This window comes from Variovorax monticola (assembly GCF_051216855.1).
Classification (GTDB): domain Bacteria; phylum Pseudomonadota; class Gammaproteobacteria; order Burkholderiales; family Burkholderiaceae_C; genus Variovorax.
The window spans coordinates 58242-74665 of the sequence record NZ_JBPJZP010000008.1 but is presented as its reverse complement, the minus strand read 5'-3'; the positions used below and the strand labels follow the sequence as shown (position 1 = coordinate 74665).

Here is a 16424-nt window from a genome sequence, read left to right as displayed (position 1 = left end):
GTCCGGGCCAACTGGGTCAGTACGACTTGGGCAGCCCCAGCGCCTTCTCGGCGATGAAATTCAGGATCATCTGCGGGCTCACCGGCGCGATGCGCGGGATGTAGCTCTCGCGCAGCAGGCGCTCGACGTGGTATTCCTTCGCGTAGCCCATGCCGCCCAGCGTGAGCACGGCGTTCTGGCAGGCGTCGTGCGCCGCCTCGGCCGCCAGGTACTTGGCGGCGTTGGCCTCGATGCCGCAGGGCTCGCCCGCGTCGTACAGCGTGGCGGCCTTGAACACCATCAGGTCGGCCGCCTCCAGGTTGGCCCAGGCGCGCGCGAGCGGGTGCGCCACGCCCTGGTTCTGGCCGATGGGCCGGCCGAACACGATGCGCTCCTGCGCGTACTGCGAGGCGATGCGCAACGCGGCGCGGCCGATGCCGATGGCTTCGGCCGCAATCAATATGCGCTCGGGGTTCAGCCCGTGCAGGATGTATTCGAAGCCGCGCCCTTCCTCGCCGATGCGGTCTTCTTCGGGCACTTCGAGCCCGTCGATGAACAGCATGTTCGAGTCCACCGCCGCGCGGCCGAGCTTGTGGATCTCGCGCACCTCGACCTTGCTGCGGTCCAGCGGCGTGTAGAACAGCGTGAGGCCCTGCGTGGGCTTCTTCACCTGGTCCAGCGGCGTGGTGCGCGTGAGGATCAGCATGCGGTCGGCCACCTGCGCGGTCGAGATCCAGATCTTGCGGCCGTGCAGCAGGTAGCCGCCGCCGGGCTGGCGCACCGCCTGCGTCTTCAGGCTCGTGGTATCGAGCCCCGCGTCGGGTTCGGTCACGGCGAAGCAGGCCTTCTCGGTGCCGGCGATCAGCGGCGGCAGGAAGCGCTGGCGCTGTTCCTCGCTGCCGAACACCACCACCGGGTTGAGCCCGAAGATGTTCATGTGCACCGCCGACGCGCCCGACATGCCCGCGCCCGACGCGCTGATGGCGCGCATCATCAGCGTCGCCTCGGTGATGCCCAGGCCCGCGCCGCCCTGCGCCTCGGGCATGGCGATGCCGAGCCAGCCGCTTTCGGCGATGGCGCGATGGAATTCGTGCGGGAACACGGCGCGGTCGTCGTGGTCACGCCAGTAGTCGGCGGGGAAGTCTTCGCACAGCCGTTCGATGGCCGCGACCAGCGAGCGCTGGTCTTCGTTCAGGGAGAAATTCATTCGCTGTCTTTCATTGAGTCGGGCTGCAGCGTGACGCCGCGCGCCAGCATGCTGTCGATGGCCGCTTCGTCGTAGCCGGCTTCGCGCAGCAGCTCGACGCTCTGTTCGCCGATGCGCGGCGTGGGGCGGCGGATGGCCGTGGGCGTGGCGCTGTAGCGGCCGACCGGCGCAAGGGTGCGAATGCGGCCTTCGGTCGGGTGGTCGAACTCGGGAAAAAAGTCGACCGCGCGCAGGTGCGGGTCGTCGAGCAGGCTCTCGGTGCTGTGCAGGCGTGCGACCGGAATGTCCGCGCCGGCCAGCGCGGCAAACCATGCATCGCTGCTGCGCGTGGCCATCACCTCGGCCACAAAGGCGTAGACCGCGCCGATGTTCGCGGCGCGCGCGGTGTGCGTGCCGAACATCGGCGAGGCGCGCAGTTCGGGGCGGCCGATGACGTCGAAGAAGGACTGCCAGTGCTTGTCGTTGTAGATGAGCACGCTCAGGTAGCCGTCCGACGTGGCGTAGGGCTTGCGGTGCGGCGCGAGAAGGCGCGCGTAGCCGGTGGGACCCAGCGGCGGTTCGAAGCTGTGGCCGCCGAGGTGGTCGCCCATGACGAACTGCGACAGCGCTTCGAACATGGGCACCTCCACGGCCTGGCCCTGGCCCGTGCGCTGCGCATGCAGCACGGCGGCGAGCAGTGCGATGGCGGCCTGCAGGCCCACGGCGCGGTCGGCCAGCGTGACGGGCGCGTAGCGCGGGGCGCCGCCGCTTTGCTGCGCGAACAGCGAAGCAACGCCTGCGGCGCCTTGAATGAGGTCGTCGTACGCGGGCTTGCCCGCGTAGGGGCCTTCTTCGCCGTAGCCGAAGGCGCCGAGGTAGACGATCTTCGGGTTGACCGCGGCCACTGCGTCATAGCCCAGGCCCAGGCGCGCCATCGCCTGCGGCCGCGTGTTGTAGATGAGCGCATCGCACCCCGCCGCCAGCCGGAGGCAGGCCTCGCGGCCCTCGGGCTGCTTGAGGTCGAGCACGACGGAGCGCTTGTTGCGGTTGAGGTGCATCGCCATCGCACCCATGCCGGCATGGCGCATCGGGCCGACCGCGCGCAGGTTGTCGCCAGCGGGCGGCTCGACCTTGACGATGTCGGCGCCGAGGTCGCCCAGCGTTTGCGTGGCGTAGGGTCCCATCACCACGGCCGTGAGGTCGAGGATGCGGATGCCTTCGAGGGGTCCGTTGGTAGTCATGTCTTGGTTTCGGCTCCTTCCCCCTTTGGGGGAAGGCTGGGATGGGGGCTCGCGGCGCTTGCAGCGGCAGTGCTTTTGCAAAGGCCGCTGGCCCCCACCCCAACCCTCCCCCAGAGGGGGAGGGAGAAATGCACGGAGCTCATTCGGGTTGAATGCCCGCAGCCTGAATCAGCTTCTTCCACTTCGCCAGCTCCGACACCGTGAACGCCCCCAGCGCCTCCGGCGTGCTGCCGAACGCATCGAAGCCCAGTTTGGCCACCCGCTCGCGAAACGCCGTGCCGTTGGCCATGTCCGACAGGGCCTTGTTGAGCTTGCGCACGATGTCCTTCGGCGTGCCGGCCGGCGCGAACACGCCGTTCCACGAAGTGATGTCGAAGCCCTTCAGTTCAGGCGTGTCGGCCAGCGGCGGCAGTTCGGGAAACAGCTTGGTGCGCTCCTGCGTGGTCACCGCAATCGCGCGCATCTTGCCGGCCTTCACCGTGGCCAGCCCCGCCGCCAGGTCGACCACCATCATCGACACCTGCCCGCCGATCAGGTCGGCGATGGCCGGCGGCGTGCTCTTGTACGGCACGTGCAGCATCGGGATGCCGCTCATGCGCGACAGCGTGGCGCCGCTCACGATGCCGGTGCTGTTGCCGCTCGCATAGGTCAGCTTGCCCGGATTCGCGCGGCCCCAGGCCAGCAGCTCGGCCACGCTCTTCACCGGCAGGTCGTTGTTCACCACCAGCATGAACGGCAGGTTGCCCATGCGGCTCACGGGTGCGAAGTCTTTCACCGGGTCGTAGGGCAGCGACTTCATCAGGCTCGGGTTGGCCGAATGCGTGGTGTTGGTCGTCATGAACAGCGTGTAGCCGTCGGGCGGTGCCTTGGCCACCAGCTCGGCGGCGATCACGCCGTTGGCGCCCGCGCGGTTGTCCACGATGACCGAGCCCTTGAGCGCCTCGCCGAGCATCTGCCCGGTGATGCGCGCCACCGCGTCGGTGCCGCTGCCGGCCGCGAACGGCACGACGAGCTTGATCGGCAGCCTGGGGTAATCGTCCTGCGCGAAGGCCCATGGCGCGGTGCCGGCAAGGCCTGCGGCCGCACCGATGGAAATGAAACGGCGGCGGCTCGCCACCACGACCGTTTGCTCGGTCGCGTTCTTCGTCGTCTTCATGCTTGCTTGTCTCCGGGGTTGTTGTCGGTGCAAAGCCGCGCCTGCGAACCGGGTTCGAGGCGCTTCGGTTCAGGGCCGGATCACGCGCTCCGGCAGTTCCTCGTACGGCGGGCTGTAGATCACCAGCACGCGCACCGGCTCGTCGCTCACCACCGTGAAGGTGTGCATGGCGTCGGCCGGAAAAAAGCAGCTGTCGCCCGGGCCCAGCTCCTGCCGCTGGCCGCCCACCTCGGCGACCGCGCGGCCTTCGAGCATGTAGCAGACCTGCTCGATGCCCGGGTGCGCATGCGGCAGCGCGCCCTTGCCCTTCTGGATGTGGCCGACCAGCACCTCGAGCTGCTTCGCGCCCACCGTCTCGGGGCCGATGAGGCGCTTGTTCAGCGTGCCGGTGTGGTTGGCGGGGTGGTAGCCGGCGATCTCGTCCTCGCGGACGAAGTAGCGGGGCGCGGCAGCGGCAGTCGGGGTGGCGGTCGCGGTCGTGGTCATCGGGGGCTTTCTGTCTTGGGTTCGATGGCGAGGCAGGCCGAGCGCAGCATCGCGGCGATCTCCTCGATGCGCGGCTCCACGCGATAGCGCGGGCCGGCGACGGAAATGGCGTACGCCTCGCCGCCGATGCGCAGCGGCCAGGCCAGACCGATCAGGTCGGGAATGCTTTCGCCGAGATTGCCGTACCAGCCGCGCGCGGCGGCGCTTTGCAGCTCGGTCTCGATGGCCGCGGCAGTGGTCAGCGTGACATCGGTCAACGGCGCGAGCGTCATGCCGTCGAGCAGCTTGCGGCGTGCCTCGGGGCTCAGTGTGGACAGCAGCGCGCGGCCCAGCGAATTGGCGTAGGCCGGGCGCGTTTCGCCCGATTCGGCGGAGTAGCGGATGGCCTGCGGCGCGCTCAGCACCTCCAGGTACACCACCTGGCCCGCGTCGCGGAACTTGCCGAACACCACGGTCTCTCGCGCCGCGTCGCGCAGCTCTTCGAGCGTGGCCTTCACCCGGTCGAGCACCGGGTCGTGGGCGGCGATGACCTGCGCCATCGCCAGCAGCCGGCCCGTCGGGTAGTAGCCCTGGCGGCGGCCGGTCTCGTACATGTAGCCCTGCTCCTCGAGCGTGCGAATCAGGCCCAGGCAGCTCGACACCGGCATGTCGAGAAGGCGCGCCATCTCGGACAGCGCAAGCGGCTGTTTCTCGCGAGCGAAGAGCTCGACGATCTCGATCACGCGGAACGCAGTTTTCACAGTCATGAAAAGATTTTCATACATGTGAAAAACTAACGCCTCGGGGTTTCCCCTTCCCTTGGCTGCCTGCGCCGCGTTTCAGCGCCAGGCGCCCTTGGCGCCCGCCGTCAGTAGCCGCGCGTCGGATCGACCACGCCGGCGACCGGCAACCCCTGCTCCATCGCGCGGATCTTCCCGGCGATCTGGCTGATGGACTCCTCGCGCAGCGTGCGCGCCGAGCCGTGCGGCGTGACGGTGATCTTCGGGTGGCGCCAGAAGGCGTGGTCGGCCGGCAGCGGCTCGACCTGGAACACGTCGAGCGTCGCGCCCGCGAGCTGGCCGGCGTCGAGCATCGGGATCAGGTCGTCTTCGACCAGGTGGCCGCCGCGCGCGATGCTGATCAGGTAGCCCTCGGGCCGCAGCTTGCCCAGCGTCGTGCGGTTGAGAATGCCGCGCGTGGCTTCGGTCAGCGGCAGCAGGTTGATCAGCACGCGCGTGGACGACAGGAACTCGTCGAACTGCGCCTCGCCGCTGAACACCTGCACGCCGTCGATGTCCTTGGGCGACCGGCTCCAGCCCAGCACCGGAAACTCGAACTGCGCCACGGCCTTGGCCACGCGCTCGCCGAGCACGCCCAGCCCCATGATGCCGACCGGAAAGTCGCTGCGCAGACGCGGCTTACGGTAGCTCCACCTGCCTTCGCGCGCGTCGGCCTCGTACACGTCGAACTCGCGAAAGTGGCGAATGAGCGTGTGGCACACGTACTCGGCCATCTGCACCGACATGCCGGCGTCGTCGAGCCGCACGATGCGCGTGTGCGCCGGCACCTTGAGCTTGAGCAGCGCGTCCACGCCCGCGCCGATGTTGAAGATGCCGCGCAGCCCGGGCTGCTCGTCCAGAAACGCCTGCGGCGGCGCCCACACCACGGCATGGTCGGCCTGCAGCGCGCCGGGCTTCCAGGCCTCGATGACGGCGTCGGGGAGTTCGGCCTGCAGGCCTTGGATCCAGGGGTCTGGGCGGTTGTCGGTGAGGTAGACGGTGATTCGCATGGGGACGGATCTTAGTGACAGCGCAGACGCGGCGCGCCCGGATGGCTATGCTCGAAAGCCCTTCAACCCATCCGAACCCATCAGGAGACACCCATGATCAAAGTCAGCGTGATGTACCCCTACACGGCCGACGCCCGCTTCGACCACGCCTACTACCGCGACAAGCACATGCCGCTGCTCAAGGCACGCATGGGCGATGCCTGCCTGTCGTACACCATCGACAAGGGCCTGGCCGGCGGCGTGCCCGGCACCCCGCCCACCTACATCGGCATGTGCCACGTGTTCAGCGAATCCGCCGAGGCCTTCCAGGCGGCGTTCGGGCCGCATGCGAAGGAGATCCTGGCCGACATCGCGAACTACACGGACATCGCGCCGGTCATGCAGATGAGCGAAGTGGTGGTGGGCTGACGGCTCACGCCGCCCTTGCACGCCGGCGGCGCCACAGCACCCGCACCAGCCACCCCAGCGGCAACACCACCAGCACCAGCCATGGCAGCACCGCCGCCACGAAGGTGATCAGCGCGCCCACGCTTTCCGCCAGCACCGAACCGGCATTGCGCAGCGCCTGCCCCATCGGGCTGTAGCCGTCGCCGCTGCCCACCAGCGCGCGCCGGGGCGTGAACTGGATCTGGATGTGCTGCTTGCTGGTCTGCTGCGCCAGCACCTTGCGCTGCGTGGCGATGGCGTCCAGCTCGGCCTGGGTGTCCGACAGCGTGCGCTGGATGGCCAGCAGGTCGGCCATGGTGCGCTTGGTGACGGTGTCGCGCAGCATGGTGCGCAGGCTGTCGCGGAACTCGGTGCGGTTCCTGATGCGGGCCTCGACGTCGATCACCTCGGCGGTCTTGTCCTCGCTGGTGGTGGTGTGCGAGACCACGTTCGCCACGCCGGCCAGGCCGCCGAGCAGCTTGTCGACGTCGGCCGGCTCCACGCGCACTTCGAGCATGGCGTTGCCGGGCTGCTGCGGCGTCTCGCGCAGCAGCGAGGACGACAGCAGCTCGCACTTCAGCGTGCCGCACAGGTCGCGCACCTTGCCCCAGGCATCGGCGAGTTGCTCGGCGGGCACCTCGACGTTCAGCTCCTGCCGCACGGCCAGGAAGCGCTGCAGCGGGGTGTCTTGCGACGCATCGGCTTCAACAGACGCCGTGTCCGCCTCGCGCGCGCGGCGCTGCTCCTTCATGGCCATGCCGCCGCCCATGCTGGCCGCGGCCTGCATGGGTGCGGCTGGCATGGGTGGTGCCAAAGCGGCCTCGTTGTTCTTGCGCTCGCAGCCCGCCAGCGACAACGCGGCCGCCAGGGCCACGAGGACGACGCCCGACCGGCGGCGGGCAGACAGGAAAAACGGCGAACCGGCAAGCGTGCGACTGGTCATTGGAGATCCCTTGAGTGATGACTACCGCAGCTGATACGGGCGGCCGCCCGCAACGGGGTCAACTTTTTTCAGGCCGCCGCCGCGCTCATCCGCAACAGTTCGTCACCCTCGGTCACCTGCTCGCCGGGAGCGAACATCAGTTCTTCCACCGTGCCGTCGGCCGGTGCGGCGATGGTGTGCTCCATCTTCATGGCCTCCATCACCGCCAGCGGCTGGCCGCGCGTGACCTTGTCGCCGGCCTTCACGGCAAAAGACACGACCTTGCCGGGCATCGGCGCGGTGAGCCGGCCGCCTTCGGCCTGGGTGTCGCCGGCGTGCGCGAGGCGGTCGATGGTGGTGATCTTCGTCGCGCCCTTCGAGGCGAACACATGGGCCGTGGCGCCGTCGAGGTGCACATCCAGCGTCTGGCGGTCGCTCGCGAAAGACACCTCGAACTCGCCCGTGGGGAACTGGCCGATGACCAGCACGCCCTCGACGCCTCCCGCTTCCAGCCACAGGCTGCCGTCGCGCTTGTAGGTCAGCAGGGCGACGTGCTCGGCGCCGCGAAACTCGAAGTCGAAGCGGCGCAGGTATTCACCGTGCGAGCGCCAGCCGTCGCGCCGTGCGAAGGGCGCGGGCATCTTGCCGGGCCATTCGGTGATCAGCGTGCGCGTGACGGCAGCGGCGGCGGCCAGCGGCAGGCCGAGCGGCTCGCGGTCGAACAGCACGGCGCGTTCGCGCTCGATCAGCGCGGTGTCCAGGTTGGCCTTGGCGAACGATTCGGTCGCCAGGATGCCGCGCAAAAACTGCACGTTGGTCTGCACGCCCACGATCTGCACCTGCGCCAGCGCGGCGTCGAGCCGGGCCAGCGCCTCCTCGCGCGTGGTGCCGTGCACGATGAGCTTGGCGATCATCGAGTCGTAGAACGGCGAAATCTCGCCGCCCTCGCGCACGCCGTCGTCGATGCGTACCCGGCTGCGTTGGAACGCGGTGGCTTGCGGCTTGCGGTACACGCGCAAGGTGCCAGTGGCGGGCAGGAAGTTGTTGTCGGGGTTCTCGGCGCAGATGCGCGCCTCGATGGCGTGGCCATGAATCTGCAGGTCGGCCTGCTTCGCGGGCAGCGGCTCGCCCGATGCCACGCGCAGTTGCCATTCGACCAGGTCCAGCCCGGTGATGGCTTCGGTCACCGGGTGCTCGACCTGCAGGCGCGTGTTCATCTCCATGAAGAAGAAGTTCATCTCGCCGCCCTCGCGCTGCTCGACGATGAACTCCACGGTGCCCGCGCCCACGTAGTTCACGGCGCGGGCTGCCGACACGGCCGCATCGCCCATCTGCTTGCGCATCGCCTCGGTCATGCCGGGCGCAGGCGCTTCTTCCAGCACCTTCTGGTGGCGCCGCTGCACCGAGCAGTCGCGCTCGAACAGGTACACGTAGTTGCCCTGCGTGTCGCCGAACACCTGGATCTCGATGTGGCGCGGGCGCTGCACGTACTTCTCGATCAGCACTGCGTCGTCGCCGAAGCTGTTGATGGCTTCGCGCTGGCACGAGGCCAGCGCGGCGGCGAAGTCTTGCGACTTGTCGACCGCGCGCATGCCCTTGCCACCGCCGCCGGCGCTGGCCTTGATGAGCACCGGGTAGCCGATGCGGTCGGCCTCGCGCTGCAGCAGTTGCGGGTTCTGGTCGTGGCCGTGGTATCCGGGGACCAGCGGCACGCCGGCCTTTTCCATCAGCTGTTTCGACTCGGCCTTCAGGCCCATGGCCTTGATGGCCGAGGGCGGCGGGCCGATGAACACCAGCCCGGCGTCGGCGCAGGCCCGCGCGAACTCTTCGTTCTCGCTCAGGAAGCCGTAGCCCGGGTGCACGGCCTCGGCACCCGTGGCCTTGGCGGCTTCGAGGATGCGCTCCCAGCGCAGGTAGCTGTCCTTGGGCGCGCTGCCGCCGATGTGGACCGACTCGTCGCAGGCGCGCACATGGTTGGCGTGCGCGTCGGCATCGGAATACACGGCGACGGTGCGAATCGCCATGCGGCGTGCAGTGGCCGCGACGCGGCAGGCGATTTCACCGCGATTGGCAATCAGGATCTTCTTAAACATGGAGTGCTTTCGCGGTGAAATCGCCTGCGCACGCTGCGCGTGCCACGCAATTTGGCTTCGCCGCTGCGCCGCTTCGCGGCTGGTCACCGCGATTGGCGATCAGGATCTTCTTAAACATGAGGAGTGTCTCCCGGAGGATTCTTTTTCAGTTGAAACGCGGGCACCACGCCCGGATCGGAACGGCCGCTGAAGATGCGGGCCACGCGGGCGAACAGCGCCTTGAGGAAACGCCAGCTCTGGCGAATGAGCCACACGCTCGCCACAAGCACCAGCACGAACAGCACGAAAAATATGAAGGGATGCGCCACTGCGAGCCACAGCCCCGCGGGCACCATCGTGTCTTCGACCAGCGAAGCGCCCACGTTGGAGAACGGCTCGGGCGAGGTGTTGATGGCCGCGCGCGTGGTGGCCTTGGCCGCATGGGCCGTGGCCGCGAAGCCGCCGCCGACCAGTGCCGCGACGACGGCCAGCACGCTGTGGTCGGCACCGAACACGCTGGCCGCAAGTGCCGCACCGGCCGGGATGCGGATGGCGGTGTGCACCATGTCCCACAGCGAATCGAGGCCGGGAATCTTGTCGGCGAAGAACTCGATGAACACCATGAAGCCGCTGGCCGCCATGACCACCGGATGCGCCAGCAGCTGCAGCCCGCTGGGCAGCGGCACCCAGCCGAAGTAGCCGACCACGCCGGTCAGCAGCACGACCAGGTAAAGCCGCACGCCGCTGGCCCAACCGATGGCGGCGGCCAGTGCGAGCAGTTGGGGCATGTCGAGCGCTTGCATGGTGAGAGTCCTTGCTTTTCAGTTCGCCAGCCAACCCGGCTTGCGCTTCTGCAGGAAGGCCTGCACGCCCTCGCGGCCTTCGTCGCTCGCACGGATGTCGGCGATGCCCTCGACGGTTCTGGCGATCAAGGCGTCGTCTATCTCGCGGCCGTCCACCTCGGCGATCAGTTGCTTGCAGGCGCGCACGGCGGCCGGGCTCGCGCCGGTGAGTGCCTTGACGAGTTCGCCGACCTTGGCGTCGAGCGCGTCGGCAGCGACCACTTCGTGCACGAAGCCGATGCGGTGCGCCTCGGCGGCCGTGAAGCGCTCTGCCGTGAGGAAGTAGCGCTGCGAGGCGCGCGTGCCCATCGCGCGCAGCACGTACGGGCTGATGGTCGCGGGCACGAGGCCGATCTTCACTTCGCTCAGGCAGTACCAGGCGGTGTCCACGCTCACGGCCATGTCGCATGCGGCCACGAGGCCCATGCCACCGGCATACACATCGCCCTGCACGCGCGCGATGGTCGGCTTGGGGCACTCGGCGATGACGCGCAGCATTTCGGCCAGCTTGCCCGCGTCGGCGATGTTCTCGTCGCGCGTGTAGTCGGCCATGCGACGCATCCAGTGGAGGTTGGCGCCCGCGCAGAAGGCCGGGCCGTTGGCACCGAGCACGATGGCCTTGACCTGTGGCGCGGCGCCGGCTTCGGTGAAGGCGCGTGTCAACTCGGCGATCACGATGTCGTCGAAGGCGTTGCGTGCGTCGGGCTGGTCGAGCCAGATGCGGGCCACAGGGCCTTCGAAGCTCAGTTTCAGTTTGGTGTAGTCGCTCATGTCCGTCGTGTCTTGTCTGTCTTCATTGCGCTGGCCGGGCCAGGCCCAGCTTCGCTAGGAACTGGTCCACCATGGGCACCCAGACGGTGGTGTTGTCGCGGCCTTCGAAGAACGCGTGGCCGTCGCTGCCGTAGGGCGGCACGCCCTCGAAGCGCACGTCGACGCCCTTGGCCTTGTACGCCGCCAGCAGGCGGCTCGCCAGCGCGGGCCCGAAGAAATGATCGTTCTCGGAATAGACCCACAGCATCGGCACCTTGGTGGTCGAGGCGTAGCGGCCGAAGGCATCGACCAGCTTGGCTTCGTTGCACACGTCGTCCGGCCCGCGCGAGCCGCGTCCGCCCGCGAAGTTGATGGTGCCGACCACGCCCGCCGGGTTCAGGCTCGACAGCGCCAGCACGCCGAAGCCGCCGGCCGACTTGCCCAGCAGCACCATATGCTGCGCATCGGCGTACGGCAGCGAGCGCGCGTAGTCGAGCGCCGCGCCGATGTCCTTCGCGGTTTCGAGCCCGGCCTGCACGTAGTCGGGGTTGGCGCAGCTGAAGTAGTTCTCGGCCCAAGGCCCGTCGGACTTGCCGTAGCCGCGGCGCAGCGGGTCGATGACCAGGAAGCCCCGCTTCGCGAAGAACTCGGCCTGCCGCGCATAGCGGTCCTGCATCTTCGGAAAGTCGGTGGGCGAGCGCGGCGTGCCGTGGTTGATCACCAGCACCGGAAACGGGCCGTCGCCCTCGGGCCTGTACTCGGTGGCAGCGAGCTTGATGTGCGACTCGCCGAAGAAGCCCTTGACCGCCATCGGTATCTCGACGTCGCGGCGAGCCACACTCTGCGCGTGCGCGCCCAGCGACATGCAAAGCAGGGCGGAGATGAGCCAGAGGCGGCGCAGCGTCATGACAGCGTCTCCGTGCGGTTCTCTACATCCGGAAGATGCCGAACTTCGGCTCGGGAATCGGCGCATTGCGCGAGGCCGCCAGGCCCAGCGCCAGCACGCGGCGCGTGTCGGCCGGGTCGATGATGCCGTCGTCCCAGATGCGCGCGGTGGCGTAGTAGGGGTGGCCCTGGTCTTCGTACTGCTGGCGAATGGGGGCCTTGAAGGCTTCTTCCTCTTCCTTGCTCCAGCTGCCGCCCTTCAACTCGATGCCGTCGCGCTTGACCGTGGCCAGCACGCTCGCGGCCTGCTCGCCGCCCATGACGCTGATGCGCGCGTTGGGCCACATCCACAGAAAACGCGGACTGTACGCACGCCCGCACATGCCGTAGTTGCCGGCACCGAAACTGCCGCCGATGATGATCGTGAACTTGGGCACGTTGGCGGTGGCCACGGCCGTCACCATCTTCGCGCCGTGGCGCGCAATGCCCTCGTTCTCGTACTTTCGGCCCACCATGAAACCAGTGATGTTCTGCAGAAACACCAAGGGGATCTTGCGGTGGCAGCACAGCTCGATGAAGTGCGCGCCCTTCTGTGCCGACTCGCTGAACAGGATGCCGTTGTTGGCGATGATGCCCACGGGCATGCCTTCGATCTCGGCGAAGCCGCAGACCAGCGTGGCGCCGAAGCGGGCCTTGAACTCGTGGAACTCGCTGCCGTCGACGATGCGCGCGATGATCTCGCGCACGTCGAAGGGCTTGCGCGTGTCGGTGGGGATCACGCCGTAGAGCTCTTCGCGCGGGAACGCGGGCGGGCGCACTTCGGCAGCGCCCTGGGTTGCTGCAGGCACCTCGGCCACCTTCGCATTGAGGTTCGCCACCGCGGTGCGCGCGAGCGCCAGCGCATGCAGATCGTTCTGCGCCAGGTGATCGACCACGCCCGACAGGCGCGTGTGCACGTCGCCGCCGCCCAGGTCTTCGGCCGTGACCACCTCGCCGGTGGCCGCCTTCACGAGCGGCGGCCCACCCAGAAAGATGGTGCCCTGGTTCTTCACGATGATCGACTCGTCGCTCATCGCCGGCACGTAGGCGCCGCCTGCCGTGCACGAGCCCATGACCACCGCGATCTGCGGAATGCCCTGGGCGCTCATGTTGGCCTGGTTGTAGAAGATGCGGCCGAAGTGATCGCGGTCGGGAAACACCTCGTCCTGGTTCGGCAGGTTGGCGCCGCCCGAGTCCACGAGGTAGATGCAGGGCAGGCGGTTCTGCTCGGCGATTTCCTGCGCGCGCAGGTGCTTCTTCACCGTGAGCGGGTAGTAGGTGCCGCCCTTCACCGTGGCGTCGTTGCACACGACCATGCAGTCGACGCCGTTCACCCGGCCGATGCCGGTGATGATGCCGGCGCCCGGCGCCGACTCGGCCCCCTTCGCATCGAGGTACATCGCATGCGCGGCCAGCGGCGCAATTTCGAGGAAGGGCGTGCCCGGGTCGAGCAGCTCGGCCACGCGGTCGCGCGGCAGCAGCTTGCCGCGGCCGGTGTGCTTGGCGCGCGCGGCCTCGCCGCCGCCCTGCTCCACTTTCGCGAACTGCTTGTGCAGGTCGTCGACCAGCGCGCGCATCGCTGCTGCGTTGGCCTGGAAATCTACGGAGCGGGCGTTGAGTTTGGTTTCGAGTTGGCTCATGCTGTCTTTTCTTTCGTCAGGCCGAGCTGCTCGGTCATGGCGTCGCGGATCTTGAATTTCTGGATCTTGCCGGTCACCGTCATCGGGAATTCGGTGACGAACTGGATGTACTTCGGCACCTTGTAGTGCGCGATCTGGCCCTTGCAGAAGCTGCGGATGTCTTCGTCGGTGGCGCTCTGGCCGGGCTTGACGATGATCCAGGCGCAGAGTTCTTCGCCGTACTTCCTGTCGGGCAGGCCGACGACCTGCACGTCCTGCACCTTCGGGTGGCGGTACAAGAATTCTTCGATCTCGCGCGGGTAGATGTTCTCCCCGCCGCGAATCACCAGGTCCTTGATGCGCCCGACGATGTTGACGTAGCCCTCGGCGTCCATCGTCGCCAGGTCGCCGGTGTGCATCCAGTGCTCGGCATCGATGGCTTCGCGCGTGCGCGGCTCGTCTTCCCAGTAGCCGTGCATCACCGAGTAGCCGCGGGTGCAGAGCTCGCCCGATTGGCCGACGGGCACGATGGCGCCGGTCTCGGGGTCGACGATCTTCACCTCGAGGTGCGGCTGCACCGTGCCCACGGTGGACACGCGCTTGTCGAGCGGCGTGTCGGTGCTGCTCTGGCAGCTCACGGGGCTGGTTTCGGTCATGCCGTAGGCAATGGTGATCTCATTCAGGTGCATCTGGTCGACCACGCGCTTCATCACTTCGGTGGGGCACGGCGAGCCGGCCATGATGCCGGTGCGCAGCGTCGAGAGGTCGAACTCCTTGAAGCGCGGATGGTCGAGCTCGGCGATGAACATGGTGGGCACGCCGTGCAGCCCTGTGCACTTCTCGGCCTGCACGGTCTCCAGCACCGTGAGCGGGTCGAACCCGTCGTTCGGGTACACGATGGCCGAGCCGTGCGTGAGGCACGCCAGGTTGCCCAACACCATGCCGAAGCAGTGGTACAGCGGCACGGGAATGCACAGCTTGTCGACGGGCGAGAGCTTCATGCACTCGCCGATGAAGAAGCCGTTGTTCAGGATGTTGCGGTGCGTGAGCGTCGCGCCCTTGGGAAAGCCCGTGGTGCCGCTGGTGAACTGGATGTTGATGGGGTCGGTGGCCTTGAGCGTTTTCTGGACCTGCGCGATGCGCACGTCGGTCGCGTCGCCGCTCGCGAGCAGCTGGCTGAAGCGTTGCATGCCCGGCTCTTCCACGTCGGCGGCGGCCTTGCCGTCGATCCAGAAGGTGTGCTGCAGCTGCGGCAGCTTCGCCGGGCCCAGCTCGCGCAGCATGCCGAGGTAGTCGCTGGTCTTGAACTGCGCCATCGTCACCAGCGCCTTGCAGCCGACCTTGTTGAGCGCGTACTCGAGCTCCGAGGTGCGGTAGGCCGGGTTGATGTTGACGAGAATCAGGCCGACCTTGGCGGTGGCGATCTGCATCAGCACCCACGGCACGTTGTTGTGCGACCAGATGCCGACACGGTCGCCGGGGGCGAGGCCGAGGTTCAGCAGGGCGCTGGCGAGTTGGTTGGACTGGGTCTGCAGTTCGCGGTAGGTATGGCGCTGGCCTTCGTGGCGGCTGATGAGGGCTTCGCGGTCGGGCTGCTGCGCGACCATGTCGTCGAAGAAGTCACCGATGGGTTGTTCGATGAGGGGGACGTCGGTGGCGCCCTTGCCGTAGCTCTCGGTCAACGAAACAGTCATGTTCATGTCCTTGTCTCCTTTGTCTTGCTCCTTCCCCTTCCGGGGGAAGGTTGGGATGGGGGCAAGCGGCGCTTGTTCGGCGCAATGCTTCATCGAACGCCGCTTGCCCCCACCCCTGCCCTCCCCCGGAAGGGGAGGGAGAAAAGCATCCTAGGCCGTCTCGGCGAAAAGCTCGCGACCGATCAGCATCCGGCGAATCTCGCTCGTGCCCGCGCCGATCTCGTACAGCTTGGCATCGCGCCACAGCCGCTCCACCGGAAAGTCCTTCGTGTACCCCACGCCGCCCAGCGCCTGGATCGCCTCGCCGGCCATCCACGTCGCCTTCTCGGCCGAATACAGGATGGCGCCGGCCGCGTCCTTGCGGAAAGTGCGCGCATGGTCGTTGCGGTCGCAGGCCTTGCCCACGGCGTACACATAGGCCCGCGTGGCTTGCCAGGTCGAATACATGTCCGCCAGCTTGCCCTGCATCAGCTGGAACTCGCCGATGCTTTGGCCGAACTGCTTGCGCTCGTGCACGAAGGGCAGCACCGCGTCCATGCACGCGGCCATGATGCCCAGCGGGCCGCCCGACAGCACCGCGCGCTCGTAGTCGAGGCCGCTCATCAGCACCTTGGCGCCCAGGCCTTCGCCGCCCAGCACGTTTTCTTCGGGCACTTCGCAGTTGTCGAAGAACAGCGGGTAGGTGTTGGAGCCGCGCATGCCCAGCTTGTCGAGCTTGGTGCCGGCCGAGAAGCCCTTGTAGTTCTTCTCGACGATGAAGGCCGTCATGCCGCGCGCGCCCATCTCGGGCTCGGTCTTGGCGTAGATGACCAACGTGTCGGCGTCGCCGCCGTTGGTGATCCACATCTTGCCGCCGTTGAGCACGTAGAAGCCGCTCTTCTTCTCGGCCTTGAGCTTCATGCTCACCACGTCGGAGCCGGCGTTGGGCTCGCTCATGGCCAGCGCGCCGACGTGCTCGCCGCTCACCAGCTTGGGGAGGTACTTTTTCTTTTGCGCGTCGCTGCCGTTGCGGTGGATCTGGTTCACGCACAGGTTGGAGTGCGCGCCGTACGACAGGCCCACCGACGCCGAGGCGCGCGAGACTTCTTCCATGGCCACCACGTGCGCCAGGTAGCCCAGCTCGGTGCCGCCGAACTCTTCCTTCACCGTCATGCCGTGCAGGCCCAGCTCGCCGAGCTTTTGCCAGAGGTCGTGCGGGAAGAGGTTGTCGCGGTCGATGTCCGCGGCGCGCGGGGCAATTTCGTTGGCGGCGAAGTCCTGGATGGCGCTGCGCAGCGCGTCGATGGTGTCGCCCAGGTCGAAGTTCAGGCCGGGATCGTGCATGTGTCTTGTCTCCTCTGAGGGGTCGGCGCGCAGGGC

15 protein-coding genes are annotated in these 16424 nt (G+C 67.8%); 1 reads left to right on the top strand and 14 read right to left on the bottom strand.

The annotated features are described in order from the left end of the window. Nucleotides 1-16: 16 nt before the first annotated feature. The 6 genes from ACSFA5_RS27025 to ACSFA5_RS27000 all read right to left on the bottom strand — a co-directional run bounded on the left by ACSFA5_RS27025 (nucleotide 17) and on the right by ACSFA5_RS27000 (nucleotide 5816). Nucleotides 17-1186, bottom strand: a complete 1170-nt coding sequence (locus ACSFA5_RS27025) for an acyl-CoA dehydrogenase family protein (protein WP_435447135.1) — start codon at nucleotides 1184-1186, stop codon at nucleotides 17-19. Continuing rightward, entirely contained in the window at nucleotides 1183-2406 is a 1224-nt protein-coding gene (locus ACSFA5_RS27020; RefSeq protein WP_435447134.1) for a CaiB/BaiF CoA transferase family protein, read from the bottom strand. The genes ACSFA5_RS27025 and ACSFA5_RS27020 overlap by 4 nt, the downstream gene beginning before the upstream one ends. Nucleotides 2407-2545: 139 nt before the next feature. Further along, nucleotides 2546-3562, bottom strand: a complete 1017-nt coding sequence (locus ACSFA5_RS27015) for a Bug family tripartite tricarboxylate transporter substrate binding protein (RefSeq protein WP_435447133.1) — start codon at nucleotides 3560-3562, stop codon at nucleotides 2546-2548. Between the two features lie 69 nt (nucleotides 3563-3631). Next, the gene (locus ACSFA5_RS27010; protein ID WP_435447132.1) at nucleotides 3632-4048 is read right to left on the bottom strand and encodes a cupin domain-containing protein; all 417 of its coding nucleotides are present in this window, start codon (nucleotides 4046-4048) and stop codon (nucleotides 3632-3634) included. Further along, nucleotides 4045-4794 (bottom strand): IclR family transcriptional regulator, encoded by a 750-nt coding sequence (locus ACSFA5_RS27005; RefSeq protein WP_435447131.1) that lies wholly within the window; start codon nucleotides 4792-4794, stop codon nucleotides 4045-4047. Before ACSFA5_RS27005 ends, ACSFA5_RS27010 begins: the two co-directional genes overlap by 4 nt. Nucleotides 4795-4895: 101 nt before the next feature. Then, nucleotides 4896-5816 (bottom strand): 2-hydroxyacid dehydrogenase, encoded by a 921-nt coding sequence (locus ACSFA5_RS27000; protein WP_435447130.1) that lies wholly within the window; start codon nucleotides 5814-5816, stop codon nucleotides 4896-4898. 93 nt (nucleotides 5817-5909) lie between these two features. Between ACSFA5_RS27000 and ACSFA5_RS26995 the strand changes: the two genes are divergently transcribed. After that, nucleotides 5910-6224, top strand: a complete 315-nt coding sequence (locus ACSFA5_RS26995) for an EthD family reductase (RefSeq protein ID WP_435447129.1) — start codon at nucleotides 5910-5912, stop codon at nucleotides 6222-6224. Between the two features lie 4 nt (nucleotides 6225-6228). Here ACSFA5_RS26995 and ACSFA5_RS26990 read toward each other — a convergent pair whose 3' ends face one another. From ACSFA5_RS26990 to ACSFA5_RS26955, 8 genes are all read right to left on the bottom strand, one after another. After that, nucleotides 6229-7185, bottom strand: a complete 957-nt coding sequence (locus ACSFA5_RS26990) for a DUF4349 domain-containing protein (protein ID WP_435447128.1) — start codon at nucleotides 7183-7185, stop codon at nucleotides 6229-6231. A 68-nt stretch (nucleotides 7186-7253) separates the two neighbouring features. Next, complete coding sequence (locus ACSFA5_RS26985) at nucleotides 7254-9257, bottom strand: acetyl/propionyl/methylcrotonyl-CoA carboxylase subunit alpha (RefSeq protein WP_435447127.1); 2004 nt, start codon at nucleotides 9255-9257, stop codon at nucleotides 7254-7256. A gap of 110 nt (nucleotides 9258-9367) precedes the next feature. Further along, nucleotides 9368-10039 (bottom strand): DUF4126 domain-containing protein, encoded by a 672-nt coding sequence (locus ACSFA5_RS26980; protein WP_435447126.1) that lies wholly within the window; start codon nucleotides 10037-10039, stop codon nucleotides 9368-9370. Nucleotides 10040-10057: 18 nt separating this feature from the next. Next, nucleotides 10058-10849 carry an enoyl-CoA hydratase/isomerase family protein gene (locus ACSFA5_RS26975; RefSeq protein WP_435447125.1) on the bottom strand — a complete coding sequence of 264 codons (792 nt, stop codon included), beginning with the start codon at nucleotides 10847-10849 and terminating at the stop codon, nucleotides 10058-10060. 22 nt (nucleotides 10850-10871) lie between these two features. Beyond that, nucleotides 10872-11735, bottom strand: coding sequence for an alpha/beta hydrolase family protein (locus ACSFA5_RS26970; RefSeq protein ID WP_435447124.1), 864 nt, complete (start codon nucleotides 11733-11735; stop codon nucleotides 10872-10874). A gap of 22 nt (nucleotides 11736-11757) precedes the next feature. Then, on the bottom strand, nucleotides 11758-13392 hold the full coding sequence (locus ACSFA5_RS26965) for a carboxyl transferase domain-containing protein (RefSeq protein ID WP_435447123.1): 1635 nt from the start codon (nucleotides 13390-13392) through the stop codon (nucleotides 11758-11760). Continuing rightward, nucleotides 13389-15071, bottom strand: a complete 1683-nt coding sequence (locus tag ACSFA5_RS26960) for an AMP-binding protein (RefSeq protein WP_435447122.1) — start codon at nucleotides 15069-15071, stop codon at nucleotides 13389-13391. Before ACSFA5_RS26960 ends, ACSFA5_RS26965 begins: the two co-directional genes overlap by 4 nt. A gap of 144 nt (nucleotides 15072-15215) precedes the next feature. Beyond that, nucleotides 15216-16388: an isovaleryl-CoA dehydrogenase gene (locus ACSFA5_RS26955; RefSeq protein ID WP_435447121.1), complete on the bottom strand. Its 1173-nt coding sequence runs from the start codon at nucleotides 16386-16388 to the stop codon at nucleotides 15216-15218. Between the last annotated feature and the right edge of the window lie 36 nt (nucleotides 16389-16424).

Excerpts from the sequence above, each read along its gene's own strand:
- ACSFA5_RS27000 (WP_435447130.1), bottom strand. The coding sequence starts at position 5,816 with ATGCGAATCACCGTCTACCTCACCGACAACCGCCCAGACCCCTGGATC.
- ACSFA5_RS27025 (WP_435447135.1), bottom strand. The coding sequence starts at position 1,186 with ATGAATTTCTCCCTGAACGAAGACCAGCGCTCGCTGGTCGCGGCCATC.
- ACSFA5_RS26995 (WP_435447129.1), top strand. The coding sequence starts at position 5,910 with ATGATCAAAGTCAGCGTGATGTACCCCTACACGGCCGACGCCCGCTTC.
- ACSFA5_RS26990 (WP_435447128.1), bottom strand. The coding sequence starts at position 7,185 with ATGACCAGTCGCACGCTTGCCGGTTCGCCGTTTTTCCTGTCTGCCCGC.
- ACSFA5_RS27020 (WP_435447134.1), bottom strand. The coding sequence starts at position 2,406 with ATGACTACCAACGGACCCCTCGAAGGCATCCGCATCCTCGACCTCACG.
- ACSFA5_RS26975 (WP_435447125.1), bottom strand. The coding sequence starts at position 10,849 with ATGAGCGACTACACCAAACTGAAACTGAGCTTCGAAGGCCCTGTGGCC.
- ACSFA5_RS27010 (WP_435447132.1), bottom strand. The coding sequence starts at position 4,048 with ATGACCACGACCGCGACCGCCACCCCGACTGCCGCTGCCGCGCCCCGC.
- ACSFA5_RS27005 (WP_435447131.1), bottom strand. The coding sequence starts at position 4,794 with ATGACTGTGAAAACTGCGTTCCGCGTGATCGAGATCGTCGAGCTCTTC.
- ACSFA5_RS26960 (WP_435447122.1), bottom strand. The coding sequence starts at position 15,071 with ATGAACATGACTGTTTCGTTGACCGAGAGCTACGGCAAGGGCGCCACC.
- ACSFA5_RS26980 (WP_435447126.1), bottom strand. The coding sequence starts at position 10,039 with ATGCAAGCGCTCGACATGCCCCAACTGCTCGCACTGGCCGCCGCCATC.
- ACSFA5_RS26965 (WP_435447123.1), bottom strand. The coding sequence starts at position 13,392 with ATGAGCCAACTCGAAACCAAACTCAACGCCCGCTCCGTAGATTTCCAG.
- ACSFA5_RS26985 (WP_435447127.1), bottom strand. The coding sequence starts at position 9,257 with ATGTTTAAGAAGATCCTGATTGCCAATCGCGGTGAAATCGCCTGCCGC.
- ACSFA5_RS26955 (WP_435447121.1), bottom strand. The coding sequence starts at position 16,388 with ATGCACGATCCCGGCCTGAACTTCGACCTGGGCGACACCATCGACGCG.
- ACSFA5_RS26970 (WP_435447124.1), bottom strand. The coding sequence starts at position 11,735 with ATGACGCTGCGCCGCCTCTGGCTCATCTCCGCCCTGCTTTGCATGTCG.
- ACSFA5_RS27015 (WP_435447133.1), bottom strand. The coding sequence starts at position 3,562 with ATGAAGACGACGAAGAACGCGACCGAGCAAACGGTCGTGGTGGCGAGC.